This window comes from Thiobacillus sp., from assembly GCF_024708915.1.
Genome location: NZ_JANJXQ010000069.1, coordinates 1 through 16,045, shown reverse-complemented (window position 1 = coordinate 16,045; position 16,045 = coordinate 1). Strand labels below are relative to the sequence as shown.

The window sequence follows — 16,045 nt, the reverse complement described above, 5'->3', positions numbered from 1 at the left end:
CATGCCCACCCTTACCGTCACCTTCTGCACCTTCCGACGCGCCGACCGGCTCGACCGACTGGTCGCCGCCCTGCGCGCGCAGGACTGCCCGATCCCGTTCGAGATTCTGGCGGTCGACAACGCCAGCCCCGACGACACGCTCGACGTGCTCGCCCGGCTTCAAACTCTGCCCGGCGCGCCGCTGCGCGTCGTCACCGAACATGCGCCCGGCATCGTGCCGGCCCGCAACCGGGCGCTGAGCGAGGCGCTCGACCGCGACATTCTGGTTTTCATCGATGACGACGAGCTGCCGGAACCGGGCTTCCTGCGCGCCGCTTGCGACGCGATCGTGCGCGAAGGCGCGCAATGCGTGGGCGGGCGCATCGAGATCGACTTTTCGCCGCACCCACGTCCCGCCTGGCTCGACGACGAGATCGCGGGTTTTCTCGGCCGGCTCGACCACGGCGATGCGCCACGCTGGATCGAGAACGACACGATGCCGGTGTGGAGCGGCAACACTGCCTACGCCATGAGCCTGTTCCGCACCTACCCCGAGCTGCGCTTCGACGCGCGCTACAACCGGGAGGGCGCCGACGTCGGCGGCGGCGAGGACGCCGCAATGCTGCGCGCGCTGCTCGCGTTGGGCGCGCGCATCCGCTACCGGCCCGACATGGCCGTGCTGCACGCGGTCGACGCCTGGAAACTGACGCGCGGTTATTTTCTGAAACTGCACTACCGCGCCGGGCTGCGGCAAGGCCAGTTCCGGCTGCCGGATTTTCCGCGCACGGTGCTCGGCATTCCGCCTTTCCTGCTCGCCCAGTTTTTCCGCCATGGCCTGAAAACGCTCGGCCTGCTGCCGGCCGGCCAGGCCGCGCTGGTCCGTCAGGCCATGAACGCCGCCAACGCGCTGGGTACCGTCATCGGCTACCGCCGCCGCGGCGCCCCGTCCTGACCCCCTCAACCCTTTATGCCGATGACTCCGCCAACCGCCCCCCAGACCGGCCCCGTCTTCATCGTCGGCGCCCCGCGTTCGGGCACGACCATGCTGCAGTTCATCCTCGACGATCTGCCCGGCCTGTCGATGCCGACCGGCGAATCGCATTTCATCGTCCCGCTGCACCGCAACCAGGCCGCCTATCCGGACGTCGCCACGCCCGCGGGCATGCGCCGCCTGCTGCAGACGCTGCATGATTTCAACGCCGAATTCCTCGATACCGACCTGCATGGCGTGAAATTCGACGTCGAGGCACTGGCCGCAGCCTTTCTCGCCGAAGGCCGCGCCAGCGTGCGCGACGTGGTCGCGGGCATCTTCGAGCACAACGCGCGCGGCCAGGGCAAATCCCGCTGGGGCGACAAGACGCCGTATTACGCGCTGCATCTCGATACCCTGCTCGAATGGTGGCCCGACGCCCGCTTCATCCATCTCGTGCGCGACGGCCGCGACGTGGCGCTTTCGCTGTTCGGCCGTGCGCACGACTTCAGCGCCTACAACATCTACTACGCCGCGCAGTACTGGCAGAAATACGTGGACGTCTGCCGTGCGAAAGGCCGCGCCCTGCCGCCGGGCCAGTATCTCGAACTGCGCTACGAGGACGTGCTGGACGACAAGGACGCGGCGATACGAACCGTTTGCGCCTTCCTGGGCGAACAAGCCCCCGCAGTCGATGCAAGGGCACAGGCTATGCAGTCCGATGCACTGCGACAACTCAAGACCGTCAAACAGGACAATCAGGGCAAGTGGCGGCGCGCGCTGAGCCACTGGCAGGTCCGGGTCTTCGAGAGCGAAGCCGGGCCGACGCTGGCCGACTGCGGCTACCCGCTGGAAACCGCGCCGCGCCGCCTGCCGCTGCCGCTGCGCGCCTTCTACCGCTTGCACAACGCGCTGTCGATCCGGCTGCACCGCTGGCGCGGACGCAACCGCAGCAAGCTCAATTTCGTCGTCCCGCCCGCCTCCACTTCCGCCTCGCCCAAGCCATGAACGCTGCCGTCAGTTTCACCGTCAACGTCTGCAACTCGGACGCGCCCTATCTGGAGCCCACGCTCCGGCACATGATGCGCCAGTTGAATTTCCCCTTCGCCGAGCGCATCGCCACCTACGATCCCGGCCGCCAGGAAGGTAAATACGCCGAGCGCATCCAGGGCACGCAGAGCGAGGTCGAGCGCATCCTCGACCGCCTGCTCGCCGACGGCGTGATCGACCGCGTCGACGTGGTGCCCTGGACCGAGGACGAACAGCAGCGCATCCTGCAGAAATACTTCGGCGGCCGGCAGGTCGACCTCAAGGATTTCTCGGGTGCGCCCATCTACCAGTATCTCTACGCAATGGACGCCTGCCGCGGCGATTATCTGTTCCATGTCGACTCCGACATGCTGTTCTACCGCGCCGGCGAGCGCTCATGGATATACGACGGCCTCGACCTGCTCGCGCGCGAAAGCCGCGTCGTCGTCGCCACCCCGCAGGGCGGGCCGCCGCAGGCGCGCAACTGGCTGGAACGCCTGACCGGCCGTTCGTTCGAGCCGAAGCCGAAAAGCGACTGGCACCGCGCGGATTTCGTCTCCACGCGCTATTTCCTGATGGACGTCGCGCGCTTCCACGCCTGCCTGCCGCTGGAGCAGGCCAAGCCCGGCGAGCCGCTGGAAAACAGCTTTTCCCATACGTTCGCGCGCAAGGACTATGCGCGCTGGTCGATGAACGGCTACGCGCACTGGGCGATCCACCCGTGGCGCCACGACGCAAACTACGTGCGCCATCTCGACGACCTGATCTGGGCGGTGGAGAACGGCCTCTACCCTTTCAGGCGCACCGGTTTCCAGTGGGACATGCGCACCGAGGGCGAGCACATCGAGGAATGGCTGGCCGTGTTGCGCAAACACGGACGCGGCTGGGGCTGAACCGTACGCCATGTCGCCCGCCCGCCTCGCCGTCGTCGTCTGCACCTACAACCGCAGCGCCTCGCTCGTCGAGACGCTGCGCTCGATCTACGCCTGCGGCTACGCCGGCGACGAAATCATCGATGTGCTGGTGGTGGCCAACAACTGCAGCGACGACACGCTCGCCCGGCTGGCCGATTTCCGCACAACGCATCCGCGCACCCACCTCGCGCTCGACTGGATCGAGGAACCGCAGGCCGGCAAATCCCATGCCCTGAACGCAGCCATCGCACACACCACGCACGAGGCGCTGTGCTTCATCGACGACGACCAGACGGTCGAAGCCGGCTTTCTCGAACATCTGATCGCCGGTATGCGGGCCCATCCGGACGATGCGATCTACTGCGGCCGCATCTGGCCGGCCTGGGACGGCAGCGAACCGTCGTGGGTGCATGCACAGGGCGAGTATGCGATTCCCATCCGGCCCTTCCCCGAATTCGACCTGGGGCCGGATTCGTTCGTGCTGGCGCCGCACGAGCGTTATCCCAGCGGCGGCAACATCGTAGTGCGTCGGTCGGTGTTCGAGACCATCGGCGGTTTTTCTGTCGAACTCGGGCCGACCGGACACAATCTGGCCGGCGGCGAGGATCACGATTTCCTCAAACGCGCCACCGCCAAGGGCTGCACGATCCGCTATCTGCCCGGGATGCGCCAGCTCCATGCGATCGACGCCGAGCGCATGAGCACGCCCTACACCCTGCGCAAGAGTTTTCTGCGTTCGCGCGCCAATTTCCTCATCCGCCGCGACGAACGTCGTCCCCGCCTCTACATGCTGCGCAAGATCCTGGGGCACTTCGGCAGCGCGGTCTTCACCCTCAACGGCGACCGGCGCTTCTTCTATCTGGTGCGGCTGGCGGCCAGTCTCGGCGAACTGACCGGCGCGATCGAAAGCCTGCGCGGCCCCGGCCGCCGTGCCACGCTTTCGCTGCCGCCCGACCGCGGCATGCTGCAGGTCGAGATGCTGGGCGTGGCAACCGTGGCCTGCGCGCTGATCGCCTGGTTCGTGGCCGGCGACGCGCGCTGGGCCGGCCTGCTGCCGGCGGCGGCGGTGGCCGGCATCGGCGCGCTGGCCCTGCTCGCCAAGTCGCTGCTCGATTTCACCCAGACCGGGCCGCGCATCCGCGAGGAGGTGCTCACCCACTACCGGCGCTACACGCTGTATGCGCTCGCCCGACTCACCGCCTGGGCCTTCGTGCTGATGCTGTTCATGGGCGGGATCGGCGTGCTGCTGTATTACATGCTCGCCACGATCCTGAATCTCGGCTGGTCGGGCGGGCTGGCGCTCATCGCGGCGCTGCTGGGTGTGCTCGGCGGTTTCGGCCTGCAGTTCGTCCGCACGCTGCGCTACAACCCCGGCCTGTTGGTCGCGTCCATGCATTACCGCGCCAGCCGCCTCTACCGGCTGTGGCAGTTCATGACGCCCGCCCGGATCGGCGCGCTGCAGTGGCTGGCCGTGGGCAGCGCGGCGACCCTGTTCGTGCTGGCGAGCGCAGCGCTGGCCGAGGCTGGCCGCCCCGGCGCCCTGATCGCGCTGTGGGCGGCCACGCTGGGCATCGTCGGCGCGCTGGCCTGGGCCGCCTGGCAGCCGGCGGCCCGGCCGTTGCGCAGCCGCCCGCCCCGGGCGGCGGACATGCCCCCCAACATCCTGCTGATCGGCTCGGACACGCTGCGCGCCGACCGGCTGGGCGCGCTCGGCTACCGGCGCGCGCTGACGCCGAACATCGACCGATTGGGCGAAGCGGGCACGCTGTTCGCCAACTGCTACGTGCCGTGCGCACGCACCGCGCCCAGCCTGATCTCGATGCTGACCGGCACCTGGCCGCACACCCACGGCATCCGCGACAATTTCGCCGGCGACGACGACACCCGGCTGCGCATCGACGCCCTACCGACGCACCTGAAGAAAGCGGGTTACCGCACCGCGGTCATTTCGGACTGGTGCGGCGCGGACATGGGCAAGTATTCGTTCGGCTTCGACCACGTCGATCTGCCCGACGACCAGTGGAACCTGAAGTACCTGATCCGGCAGGGCCCCAAGGATCTGCGGCTGTACGTGTCGCTGTTCATGCACAACCGGCTGGGCCGGCTTTTGCTGCCCGAGATCTACTACCTGGGCGGCGTGCCGCTGACGCAGCCGCTCGGCGGCCGCGCGCGCCGCCTGCTGTCGCGGCTGGCGGCCGGCGACGCGCCCTTCCTGCTCAACGTGTTCTATTCCACGACGCATCCGCCGTTCGCCTCGGAGTGGCCCTGGTACACCCGCTATACCGATCCCGCCTACGCCGGCGAATCGAAATTCGCGATGGCGCGACTGACCGATCCGTTCGAGATCATCCGCCGCCAGGGCGCGCCGCGCGAGGAGTTCGACCTCGACCAGATCGTCGATCTGTACGACGGCTGCGTGGCGGCATTCGACGACGAGGTCGGCAAGATGCTCGCCCACCTCGCCGACTGCGGGCTGGCCGACAACACGCTGGTTGTCGTCTATTCCGATCACGGCATGGAATTCTTTGAGCACGACACCTGGGGCCAGGGCAATTCCGCGGTGGGCGAGGCCAGCCCGCGCATCCCGCTGGTGATCCGCGATCCGCGCCGCCCCGCGCGCGGCCGGATCGACAACGTGGTGCGCTCCATCGATCTCGCGCCCACCCTGCTCGAACTCGCCGGGCTGACGTCGCCCGCCGGGCTGGACGGGGTGTCGCTGGCGCCCTGCCTGAAGGGCGACGCGGACTGCCCCGACCTCGACGCCTTCAACGAAACCGGCATCTGGATCGCCGACATTCCGGGCCTGCAGGAATCGCATCTGCGCTATCCCGACCTGCTGGAACTGATGGAAATACCGGACCGCGAACGCGGCACGCTGGCGATCAAGCCCGAGTACGACGGCATCATTCTCGCCGCCAAGGACCGCATGATCCGGCAGGGCCGCTGGAAGCTGGTGTATCAGCCGCTGCGCGACGGCCACGCGCTGCGCCTGCACGATCTGGCGGCGGACCCCACCTGCCGGTACGACGTGTCGGATGCGCATCCGGACGTCGTCGCAGCGCTGTGGCCGCGCCTGCGCGCCTTCATCTGCACGCCGGACGGCAACGGGGTGCCCGTCGGGGATCAGTCAGGGCAGAACCGGCAGTAGGGATTGGTCGGCGAGCCGATCTTCGGCGCCGTCGTCTCCGGTGTTTGCGTCCTCTCCGGTGTTTGCGTCGTCTGCGCCGGTGCGGCCTCGGCGGGCTGTGCGGCGGTCGCGGCTGGCTCGACCGCTGGCGGGGTCGCGGCCTCGGGCGGCGTCGCGGCCTGGGTCGGTTCGGGTTTGATCGGCTCGGGATAAGGCAATTTTCCGCCCAGTTCGGTGTAGCGGCGCTGCAGGCTGCGCGTGCCGGGATTGTGGCGCAGGCCCTCGGTCACCGTTTCCAGCGCCTTGGCGCGCTGTTTCTGCGTCTCGTACAGATCGGCCAGCGTCATCCAGGCGCGCGGCAGTTCAGGGTTCTTTTCGATCGCCTGGTTCAGGTTGGCGATGGCTTCACCCGGCTTTTTCTGCAGCGACAGGGCAACGCCGCGATTCATTAGAATTTCCGCGCGCAGGTAGAAACCGGGGCTGGCATGCGTCAGCACGTAATCGAACTCGCGCACCACGGCACCCAGCGTGCTCTGCCTGTCCTTGGCGGAAGATATGCCGTAGGTACGGTTGAGAAAATTCAGACCGGCACAGTAGTGGTGGATGTGGTTGAAATCGCCCCCCATGTTTGCCCGCCAGGCCTTGAAGGCGTCCGAGCCTTCGTTGAAGCGCGCGCCGCAGTAGGCCGGCAGCGCCGCCATCTCGGCCGCGGTGGGCGCCCATGCGGCCTGCGCGGCTGGCATGGCGAACAGGGCCGCAAGGCCGGCCAATCCGATTGTTTTCGACAGGGTCATGTCCCTCTTCCTTCCGATTCAGGCAACAGCGCGCGATGCGTCCAGGCTCGACTGGATCTCGCGCAGCGCCAGCCAGTCGAACAGGGTATCGACGCCCCGCCATTCCAGTTTCAACACATCGCGATAACGCGGATAAAGCGCGCGCACGTGGCGCGGTAGAACCTCGAAGCCGGCCGGCTGGATCGCCCGGCCCAGCATCCTGTTCTGGTAGCCGCGCACGCTGTAGCGCACGCGGCGGCGGAAATACTTCTTCCACTCGCGCGGCAGCCAGGGCGACACCGAATCGAATTCGAAGCCGGCCTCGCGCGCGACGACCACGCGCGCGTCGTCCCAGCGCGTGTCGCCACGTAGATCCCATTTCAGCATCGCGCCCACGAGCGCGTCTTCGCCGATGGTGCCCACAGGCATATGGATGCCCTGCGCGCGGATGCGTTCCACGAACGATCCGCGCAAACCGTAAAGATTGCCGGCCACGCCCCGGTCGCGCAGCATGTCGCGCCGGAAGGCCGCGACGCCGCGCCCGCTCATCGGCAGCGCCGAGACGCCGTTCGCATGCGCTTCGCCTTCGAGCGTGCGCGCCATGCGGTCGAGCGCGCCGGGCGTGGCGCGCACGTCGCCGTCCATGAAGAAATAGACCGGCCGGCCCGCCGGCGCGGCCTCGTGGACGAAGACGTTCCAGGCGTTGGCCTTGTCGCCGACGACGATGGGAACGAGATGCACGTTGGGGTGCGTCCGCGCGTAGTCGCGCACCCGCGACTCGGTCGCGTCGGTGCAGGCGTTGGCGAGGACGTAGCAGGCAGGCGGCACGGCGGACGCCGCCTGCAGGCTGTCGAGGCAGGCGACGATGTTGCGCGCTTCGTTGTGCGCGAAGACGGCGACGGGCCACGGAGCGGATGCGTTCATAGTCGGAAACTATGCCTGATCGGCGTGCAGTTGTCTGGTCTTGGCGGCCACACGTTCCCAGGCGAATTCGCGTTGCACGCGCTGCAGTGCGGCGTCCGCCAGCGCCGCGCGCCGCGCCGGCTGCGCGATCAGCACGCGCAGACCGGCGGCGATCGCGTCGACCGAGCTGCCGTCGACGCGCAGTCCGGTGACGTCGTGCAGGACCGCCGAACCGGTGCCGCCCGCCTCGCCGGCCAAGCTGGTGCGCCCGCAGGCCGCGGCCTCGATGAACACCATGCCGAAGCCTTCGTTGTCGCCGTCGATGTCGCGGTTGGGCATGACGAATACATCGCAGGCGTTGAACCAGCGCGGCAGATCGGCTTCGGCGACCGCGCCGATGCGGTGCACGGCCGACTGCAGGCCGCATTCGGCGACGAGGCCGTCGAGATGGGCCGCGTCCTCGCCGATGCCGCCGATCACGTAGCGCACCGGCAGGCCCTCGGCGCGCAGACGGCCCACCGCGCGGATCGCCTGATCGAAGCCCTTGCGGCGCGACAGCCGGCCGACCGAGAACAGCAGCATTTCGTCCGGCGCGATGCCGAGCCCTGCGCGCAGGCCGGCCGTGTCGAGCCCGGGGCGGAAGACCGTCACGTCGACGCCGGGATAGACGACCGCGATGCGCGCCGCGTCCACGCCCATCTCCAGCAGGGTCGCGCGCGTGTGCTCGCTGTTGGCGACGACGCGGTCGGCATGCCGCAGGGCGAAGCGCATCGCCTTGTACTTGCCGCCGCGCCCCCAGGTCGTCAGTTCCTCGCCGTGCGCGTAGAGCGTCACGGGGTGGAACGTCAGCCGCGCGACGGCCCAGGCGACCAGGCCCTCGGGCAGGGCGCGGAAGGCGTGGATCGCGTCGAAGCGGCGTGTCGCCGCCAGCCGCAGCGACTTGAAAAAAAAGCGCGCGTACATCGCCAGCGACTCCGGCCGCAGCCAGGGCACCCGCCGCAGATCGAGCCGGTGAATCGTGTTGGGATGCGCCGCGTCGACGGCCGCCGCACCCGGCACGTCGGCCGTGACGATGTGGATGTCCTTGCCGCCCAGCCGCTTGTAGACCTCGGCCGCCCACACGGCCGTGCCGCCCTTGGTCGGCAGGAAGAGCTCCGACAGCACCAGCAGTTTCATGCAGCACCTTTCAGCATCGACAGCACGTCGCGCACGCCGCGCCAGCCCGGCGCCTCGATCAGGCTGGGCAACACCGCGCGCGCCGCCGCCGCGCGCCGGCCCTGTTTCGCCAGCGCGCAGCCGAGGTTGTAGCGCGCGGCCCGCATGCGGGCCGCCACGCCCGTGCGCACCGGCGCGGGGAAATTCCGCGCCAGCCGCACCAGATCGGTCAGCGTGCGCACGTTCTCGCGTTGCGCGGCCACCGGATCGCGGCGCGTGGCGCTGCCGGGGTGGATCAGATACACGCCCAGGCTGGCGCAGACGACGCCGATGCGCCGGCTGGACGCGACCAGGCGGGTGAGGAAATGCACGTCTTCGCACACCTTGAATCCGGTCGGATAGCCACCGAGCGCGACGAAGCGCACGCGCGGCACGGACAGCGTGTGGGTGTCGCCGAAGTGGTCGGCGACGAAGGCGGCGAATTCGTCGGCGGTCTCCATCGTGACCCGCGTCCGGCCGGCGGCCTTGTCCAGCAGCGCGCGGCCGGAGGCGTGCTGCGCCATCGAGGTGCCGAGCAGTGCGCCTTCGGGGTCGCGGTATTCGTAGTCGCCGGTGAGAAAATCGAGACCGGCGTCTTCGGCGATCCATTCGGCGTGCAGCCGGAGGCGATCCGGTGCGTACCAGTCGTCGGCGTCGAGAAACGCCAGCCAGTCGCCGCCTGCAGCTGCCGCACCGGCGTTGCGCGCTGCCGCGACGCCGCCGTTGTTTTGCCGGATCAGGCGCACGGCGCCGCCGAACTGGCGCGCGACCGCGGCGGTGGTGTCGGTCGAGCCGTCGTCGACCACGATGATTTCGTGCGCCGGCCAGCTTTGCGCGCGCACCGATTCGATCGCGCGCGCCAGCGTGGCCGCGGCGTTGAACGCGGGAATGACGACCGAGAAACGCGGCGTCACGCCGTCCGCTCCAGCCAGGCCAGCGGCAGCGCCAGGCCGCTCAGCTGTGCCGCCCGGCGAAAGCGCGGAATCTCGTCCAGGCGCGCACGCCAGGCGGCGACGCGCGGCCGTAGCCGGGACTCGATCCAGGCCGGGTCGCGCTCCCGCACGGCGCGCGCCAGTTCGAGCGGCGACAGGAAGCGCAGGCCGGGACAAGCGGCGAGCGCGGCGGTCAATCCCGTTTCCAGGGCGGCGAGGCTGGCGTCCGGCGCCTGCAGGAAATTGAAGCGATGGGTTTCGACCAGGCAGGCGCGGCCCTGCCGGGTGCGCGCCAGCAGGCCTTCCAGCAGCCGCTGCGGCGGCTGACCGAGCGCCGGCTCGAAATACACGTCGCGCACCAGATAGGTTGGCCCCGCGGGCGCCTGCTCGCCCGTCAGCATCGTGGCATCCACGCAGTCCGGCTGCCCCCTGGCGTTGCGGCAGGTGGCGCGGCGGCCCGGCGTGATGACGGCTTCGATTCCAGCCTGCGCCCAGGCGGCCTCGACCGTGTCGTTCCAGACAAAGGTGGTGGCGACCGCGACCTGCGGCGCGTTGCCGAAAACGGCCCGGTAGCCGGCGGCCTCGGCGGCGGCGGCTTGCCCGATCGCCGCCGCCGCCAGCGCGCGCGACGGCAGGGCGGAGGCGTCGACCCAGCGGCTTTGCAAATGCGCGGGCAAGTCCTCAGTTGCGGCGGGCTCGACTGCGGTGAGCCAGGCGCGCACGTCCGCATCGGCCTGTGCGGCGGCCAGCAGTGCCGGCGGCCAATAGTGGCACTGGCCATGCAATTGCGGCGCAAACACGCCCGCTTCGATGCCGTCCATCATCGCTGCCCGGACGGCATCGAAGCGAGCATCGGCAAGCGTCAGCGCGTGGTATTCCGTGCAGCCGGCCGCGGCGATGCGCGCGCCGTCGGGCACGTCCAGCACCACCCCCAGCGTCATCACGGCCGGCCGCCCGCTGCGATCGCGCACGCGCTGCAACGACGCGGCCAGGCGGCGCAATGCGTCGGCCTGCGCCAGCGGCCCGGCCCCCCAGTCGTCGCTTTCGACGATGAGCACCGGCTGGCGCAGCACCGGCTCGCGCCAGCGTGCGGCGAGCGGCACGGCAAATGCCAGCAGCACGCCCGCCCACACCAGCAGCAGCATCGCGAAAATGAGCGCCGCTGCCATCATCGATAGCCCATCCGGGCGGCCACCTCCGCCACCTGCGGCAGCACCCGCTCGATTTTTTCCCGATTGCGGCCGTCCTTCCATTTGTCCAGCCGGATCTCGGAAAAGGCGTTGTAGGGGATGTCGAGCACCTCGGCGCAATGCGCCTGCAGGCGCGCATCGAAGGCCAGCCCGCAGCCTTCGAACAGGCGCCGGAAAGTGGCGACCGGGTCGCGCAGGAAATCCTCGTAGAACACCTCGACCCATTGCCCGGCGGGCACGTGCGTCCGGGCGTCGAGGATGGCCTGATTGATAGCGGCATACTGAAATGCGGCGACCTCCTCGACCGGCGCGTTGACGTAGTCGCGCCAGCCCTCGGCAAGAAAAAAACACCACTCGCGCAGCTGCCCGTTTTCCACCGCCACTTTCGCCGGCAGGTCGTTCGACCAGGTGGCGAATTCGTCCGGCTTCTTCCAGCCCTCGATCAGCGAATTGAGGTTGTCGCCCGGGCTGCGCTTGACGAAGACGAACACGGCATCGGGAAACAGCGCCTGCAGATAGCGCACGCACAGGCCGTTCTGGTTGTTCTTGTCGACCCAGCGGTGGCGGCCGGTCCAGCGGTAAAAGTAGCGGCTGACGGCAGCGCGGTCTGCCGGACCGGCATCGCCGGCGTCCAGCCCGTGGGTATCCCAGTTCTTGTCGGCCAGCGGATGCAGGCCGGTCCAGTAATCGTGGGTTTCGCGTTGCAGGCTGCCGATTTCGCGCGACTCGGACAGGGTCTTGTAGACCAGCGTGGTGCCCGCGCGCGAGCAGCCGACCACGATGATGGGCCGCTCCGCCGGGCGCCGCGACACCCCCCAGCGCACCCCGCGCAGGCCGCGCCGCATCCGGCGCGCATGAAACACCAGCGTTTTCGTCACCTTGTCGGAAAATTCATTCAAACTCATGCGCTATCTGTCGTTATCAATCGGATGCCCGGGGCACACAGGATTCGTGCCAGGCAGCAAGCTCGTTTATATTGGCGGACATTATCCCGTATCACGCAGACACAACACACCATGGATGGCATTTTTGGCTGGCTGGGCGATCACGGCGCCCATCAGGATCTGATCCGGCACATGGGGCGCGCGGCCTGCCTGTCGCCGGAGGGGCTGCTGCACCAGCACAGCAGCCAGATGCTGGGGGTGGCAGCGTGTTCGCGTTTCGGCAAGGCCGACATTCACGTTGAAAACGGCCTCGCCGCTGCGCTCTACGGGCGCCCGCATTTTCTGGACGACGAACTGGCGCTGATCGCGCGCGACCAGAATCCGGCCATGGCGGTCGCGTACGGCTGGATCCGCTTCGGCGAAAAGCTGCCGACGCTGATGCACGGCAATTTCGCTTTCGCGGTCATCGAGCCGTTGAAGAAGAAAGCCTGTCTGGTGCTCGACCGCGTCGGCGCCGAACGCCTGTGTTACGCGCAACGCGGCGGCCACCTGGTGTTCGGCAGCAGCGTGCAGAACGTGGCCGCCCACCCTGCCGTTGGGCGAACCATCGATCCGCAGGCGATTTACGATTATCTGTATTTCCACACCCTCCCCGCACCGCGCAGCCTGTATCAGGGCGTGCACAAGCTGCTGCCGGGGCAGATCGTCACTCTGAAAAACGGCGCGCTCAGCAGCGGCTTCTACTGGCAGGCGGACTACGCCGCGGTCGACGCCGATTTCGACAGCCACCGCCGCAGCTTTCGCAGCATCCTGGACCAAGCGGTGCGCGATGCCGACGCGCCCGCCACGGCCGCGTTTCTCTCCGGCGGCACCGACAGCTCCACCGTGGTCGGCGCCCTCACCGCCGCGCGGGGCGCCGCGGTCGACACGTTTTCCATCGGCTTCGACGCCGCGGGATTCGACGAGATGGAATACGCCCGCTGCGCCGCCGAGCGTTACGCCAGCCGGCGCCACGAGTACTACCTGAAACCCGCCGATATCGTGACCGCGATCCCCGTCATCGCGCGCGAATACGACGAACCATTCGGCAACGCCTCCGCCGTGCCGACCTACTTCTGCGCCTTGGCGGCGCGCGAGGCGGGGTTCGAGCGCATGCTGGCGGGCGACGGCGGCGACGAAATCTTCGGTGGCAACGTGCGTTACGCCAAGCAGCGCCTGTTCGAGACCTACGCCCGCCTGCCGGCTTTGCTGCGGCACGCGACGATCGAGCCGCTGACGCTGCTGCCGGGCCTGTCCAGCCGCTTCCCGCTTGCCAAACTGAAAAGCTACGTCGACCAGGCCAAGGTCGGCCTGCCGCTGCGGCTGGAGTCCTACAACTTCCTGCATCGCACGCCGCTCGAGCAGATTTTCGCCGCCGACTTCATCGATGCCGTCGACCCTTCGGCGCCGGGCGCCGCGCTGACCGAAGCCTACGAGCGCACGGCGTCGGACCATTACATCAACCGCATGATGCATCTGGACCTGAAATTCACCCTGGCGGACAACGATCTGCGCAAGGTGGGCACCATGACCGAAGCGGCGGGCATCGAGGTGCGTTATCCGCTGCTCGACGACCGCCTGGTAGCCTTCGCCAATCGCTTGCCGGTGGATTACAAGGTGCGCGGGCAAAAGCTGCGCTGGTTCTTCAAGGAAGCCTTGCGCGACCTGCTGCCGGAACAGATCATCAACAAGAGCAAACATGGCTTCGGCCTGCCGTTCGGGGTATGGAGCACGCAATACGCCCCGCTCGGCGAGCTCGTCGGCGACAGTCTGTCGGACTTCAAGCAGCGCGGCTGGATCCGGCCGGCGTATCTCGACCACATGCTCGCCATGCAGCGCGGCCCGCATGCCAGCTATTACGGCGTGATGATCTGGCTGACCATGATGCTGGAGCAGTGGCTGCAGGCCAACGAACACTGAAACGCGCGCCGCCGTGCCGGCTCAGAAATCGGAATAAATGAATTTCTGGCTGCTGCCGCCGAAGACAATGACGGCGAGCACCAATCCCGCGTAGGCCGTGCCGCGCAGCGTGAAATGCAGCGTCTCCCAGCGTTGCAGGCCGTGCTTCAAGCCCCGTTCGATTTGCGGCCCGGCAAGGCCAGCAGCAGCGCCAGCCAGAACGCCCCCCAGGCCAGGCGGCAGACGCTGGCGCGGTCAATGCACGGAGATCAGGATCCCGACCCGATACGGGCCTGGTGAAATTGGCTGGAAGGATGGAGGAAGCGCCCGCTGGCGGCCTGATTCGCGGCGGGCACGGCGCTGTCCAGCACCCCCGAGAATTTTGCCGTCAGCACCAGGACGATCATCAAGTGGTACGGCAAGTCGAAATAGCCCATTCCCAGGAATGCACCGCCTGCGGCATAGCCGACCAGGCTCACCTGGATCATGGCAGCCAGATCGGAAGCCCATTTCCTGTCGGGGTCGTGTCTGCATCGCGTAATGATCTGCTGCGCCCGAATCCAGGCCATCACGCCCAGCAGCATGAACAGGCCGAACCCGATGAACCCCTGCTCGCCCATGATTTCGAAATAAATGCTGTGCACGTCGCGCACGTTGAACGGGTCGGGCGCGTACTGGCGGAAAACCGGCGGCCGCCACATCTCGAAGCCGCCGCCGGTGATGCGGTCTTTCGCCACATTGAACGCGGTGTGCCAGGCGTTGATCCGTCCCTGTGCAGACTGGTCCTCCTGATAGGTATTGATCGTATTCATGCGGTCGTACCATTCCTGCGGCATGACCGATGCCATGATGCCCACGGCTATCGCCATGTAAATACCGGTGACGATCTTGTTGCGGCTTTTCAGCCACAGGAACAGCCCCATCGCCAGCATCGCCACCAGGCCGCCGCGCGACTGGCTGCCGACCGTAGCGACGCTGGTCAGCACCATGGCGCTGGCCAGCCCGATGCGGACCCACTTGCGGGTTTCCTGCAGATGCAGATAGCGGATGAGCGGAATTGCCATCACCAGCGCCAGCGCCAGTTCGTTGTTGCCCGCGATAAAGGTTTCCCCGGGGCCCTGGACCCGGTAGGCGCCGCCGTTGAGGATGGTGAAAATTCCGCCCTTGACGCCATAAAAACCGAACGACAGCGCGATCACCCAGATCATCCAGTGCAGCTTGTGGCGATCGGTGATGATGAGCGCCGTCAGGAAGATCATCAGCTGGATCTTCCATACCTTGTCCCACTGCAGCCAGGCGGAATCGGGATAAAACGCGAAGAAGGTAGTGAACAGCATCCAGCCGATAAAGATCAGCAGGACGACGGTTTCCCGCGTCCATGGCATCTCTTTTTTCTCCTTGGACGCCATGAAAGCCACGATGGTGACCAAACCGACGATCATGGAGAACGGCAGATTGTAGGCGAATCCCCACGCCAGCCGGTGCGGATTCATGTAGCCCAGCCACGACCACAGCAGGATGCCCAGCCAGGGGCGCTTGAAGACGAAAGGAAGCAGGCCGAAAATCAGGCCGGTAATGAATAGGTCTCTCATGCGGATCGGGTTTTCTGCGCCATCGGTGAAATCGTGATGTCCGTCATATTCATCATCAGGGCATCGGCAAGGTATTCGGCATTCAGAGTACACAATTGCGGCGCATCGCGCAGGGCCTGCCCGCTCTTCGCCGGGCGCCGATTGTGCCTGATCCGGGCCTGCGGGCGCCGGGGCTCGCGGCGTATCGGCAGTTCGAACCAGGCGGCCGGTTTCATGCGCGCGGTTCAGGCCACGGCTTGCGCCAGCGCGCCGTGCAGGGGGACGTGGCTGACGACGTAGCGGTGTTTGCCCGAGGCTTCCGGCGCGATCGTCTCCAGCAGCTTCAGATCGACGGCCAGCGTGGCGCCCAGGCGCGCACGCAATCCATGCAGGATCGCCTCGCGCGCCGCGTCGTTCCAGCGCGCATCCGGCACCACCTGCACCTCCAGCCGGTCGACCGCGTGCTGGATCAGCTTGAACTGGCCCACGCCGGGGATTGCGCGCAGCACGTAAATCACCGCCAGCGCATGCATGATGCGGCCGTCGGCGGCGACGATGAAATCGGTCTGCCGCCCCACCACCGCGTCCAGCACGGCGAGGCCGCGCCCGCCGGGATCGGCCCGCCCCGAACGCCTGACCAC

At 67.7% G+C, this 16,045-nt stretch carries 14 protein-coding genes and 1 pseudogene; 5 read left to right on the top strand and 10 right to left on the bottom strand.

Going from position 1 to position 16,045, the window contains the following annotated elements; all coding sequences use genetic code 11:
- Window position 1 precedes the first annotated feature (1 nt).
- The 4 genes from Q0L94_RS05350 to Q0L94_RS05335 are packed head-to-tail and all read left to right on the top strand — an operon-like array spanning window position 2 to window position 6,040.
- Window positions 2-931, top strand: a complete 930-nt coding sequence (locus Q0L94_RS05350; protein WP_296750892.1) for a glycosyltransferase family A protein — start codon at window positions 2-4, stop codon at window positions 929-931.
- Window positions 932-952: 21 nt separating this feature from the next.
- Window positions 953-1,957, top strand: coding sequence for a sulfotransferase (locus Q0L94_RS05345; protein ID WP_296750889.1), 1,005 nt, complete (start codon window positions 953-955; stop codon window positions 1,955-1,957).
- The gene (locus Q0L94_RS05340) at window positions 1,954-2,871 is read left to right on the top strand and encodes a glycosyltransferase family 2 protein (protein WP_296750887.1); all 918 of its coding nucleotides are present in this window, start codon (window positions 1,954-1,956) and stop codon (window positions 2,869-2,871) included. Before Q0L94_RS05345 ends, Q0L94_RS05340 begins: the two co-directional genes overlap by 4 nt.
- Before the next feature lie 10 nt (window positions 2,872-2,881).
- Entirely contained in the window at window positions 2,882-6,040 is a 3,159-nt protein-coding gene (locus Q0L94_RS05335) for a sulfatase-like hydrolase/transferase (protein ID WP_296750885.1), read from the top strand.
- On the opposite strand, the gene Q0L94_RS05330 is transcribed toward Q0L94_RS05335, so the two are convergent.
- The 6 genes from Q0L94_RS05330 to Q0L94_RS05305 are packed head-to-tail and all read right to left on the bottom strand — an operon-like array spanning window position 6,016 to window position 11,916.
- On the bottom strand, window positions 6,016-6,813 hold the full coding sequence (locus Q0L94_RS05330) for a tetratricopeptide repeat protein (protein WP_296750883.1): 798 nt from the start codon (window positions 6,811-6,813) through the stop codon (window positions 6,016-6,018). The genes Q0L94_RS05335 and Q0L94_RS05330 overlap by 25 nt on opposite strands.
- Before the next feature lie 18 nt (window positions 6,814-6,831).
- The gene (locus Q0L94_RS05325; protein WP_296750881.1) at window positions 6,832-7,716 is read right to left on the bottom strand and encodes a glycosyltransferase family 2 protein; all 885 of its coding nucleotides are present in this window, start codon (window positions 7,714-7,716) and stop codon (window positions 6,832-6,834) included.
- A 9-nt stretch (window positions 7,717-7,725) separates the two neighbouring features.
- Window positions 7,726-8,871: a glycosyltransferase family 4 protein gene (locus tag Q0L94_RS05320; RefSeq protein WP_296750878.1), complete on the bottom strand. Its 1,146-nt coding sequence runs from the start codon at window positions 8,869-8,871 to the stop codon at window positions 7,726-7,728.
- Window positions 8,868-9,803 carry a glycosyltransferase family 2 protein gene (locus tag Q0L94_RS05315; protein ID WP_296750874.1) on the bottom strand — a complete coding sequence of 312 codons (936 nt, stop codon included), beginning with the start codon at window positions 9,801-9,803 and terminating at the stop codon, window positions 8,868-8,870. Before Q0L94_RS05315 ends, Q0L94_RS05320 begins: the two co-directional genes overlap by 4 nt.
- On the bottom strand, window positions 9,800-10,993 hold the full coding sequence (locus Q0L94_RS05310) for a hypothetical protein (protein ID WP_296750872.1): 1,194 nt from the start codon (window positions 10,991-10,993) through the stop codon (window positions 9,800-9,802). Before Q0L94_RS05310 ends, Q0L94_RS05315 begins: the two co-directional genes overlap by 4 nt.
- A complete protein-coding gene (locus Q0L94_RS05305; protein ID WP_296750869.1) occupies window positions 10,990-11,916 on the bottom strand; it encodes a sulfotransferase in 927 nt (308 codons plus the stop codon). Before Q0L94_RS05305 ends, Q0L94_RS05310 begins: the two co-directional genes overlap by 4 nt.
- A 111-nt stretch (window positions 11,917-12,027) precedes the next feature.
- Between Q0L94_RS05305 and Q0L94_RS05300 the strand changes: the two genes are divergently transcribed.
- Entirely contained in the window at window positions 12,028-13,854 is a 1,827-nt protein-coding gene (locus Q0L94_RS05300; RefSeq protein ID WP_296750866.1) for an asparagine synthase C-terminal domain-containing protein, read from the top strand.
- 21 nt (window positions 13,855-13,875) lie between these two features.
- On the opposite strand, the gene Q0L94_RS05295 is transcribed toward Q0L94_RS05300, so the two are convergent.
- From Q0L94_RS05295 to Q0L94_RS05280, 4 genes and pseudogenes are all read right to left on the bottom strand, one after another.
- A complete protein-coding gene (locus Q0L94_RS05295) occupies window positions 13,876-14,004 on the bottom strand; it encodes a hypothetical protein (RefSeq protein ID WP_296750863.1) in 129 nt (42 codons plus the stop codon).
- Between the two features lie 98 nt (window positions 14,005-14,102).
- Entirely contained in the window at window positions 14,103-15,425 is a 1,323-nt protein-coding gene (locus Q0L94_RS05290; RefSeq protein ID WP_296750860.1) for a putative O-glycosylation ligase, exosortase A system-associated, read from the bottom strand.
- Window positions 15,422-15,640: a hypothetical protein gene (locus Q0L94_RS05285; protein ID WP_296750857.1), complete on the bottom strand. Its 219-nt coding sequence runs from the start codon at window positions 15,638-15,640 to the stop codon at window positions 15,422-15,424. The genes Q0L94_RS05290 and Q0L94_RS05285 overlap by 4 nt, the downstream gene beginning before the upstream one ends.
- 9 nt (window positions 15,641-15,649) lie before the next feature.
- Window positions 15,650-16,045 (bottom strand): annotated as a pseudogene (locus Q0L94_RS05280) (phenylacetate--CoA ligase family protein); the annotation flags it as partial.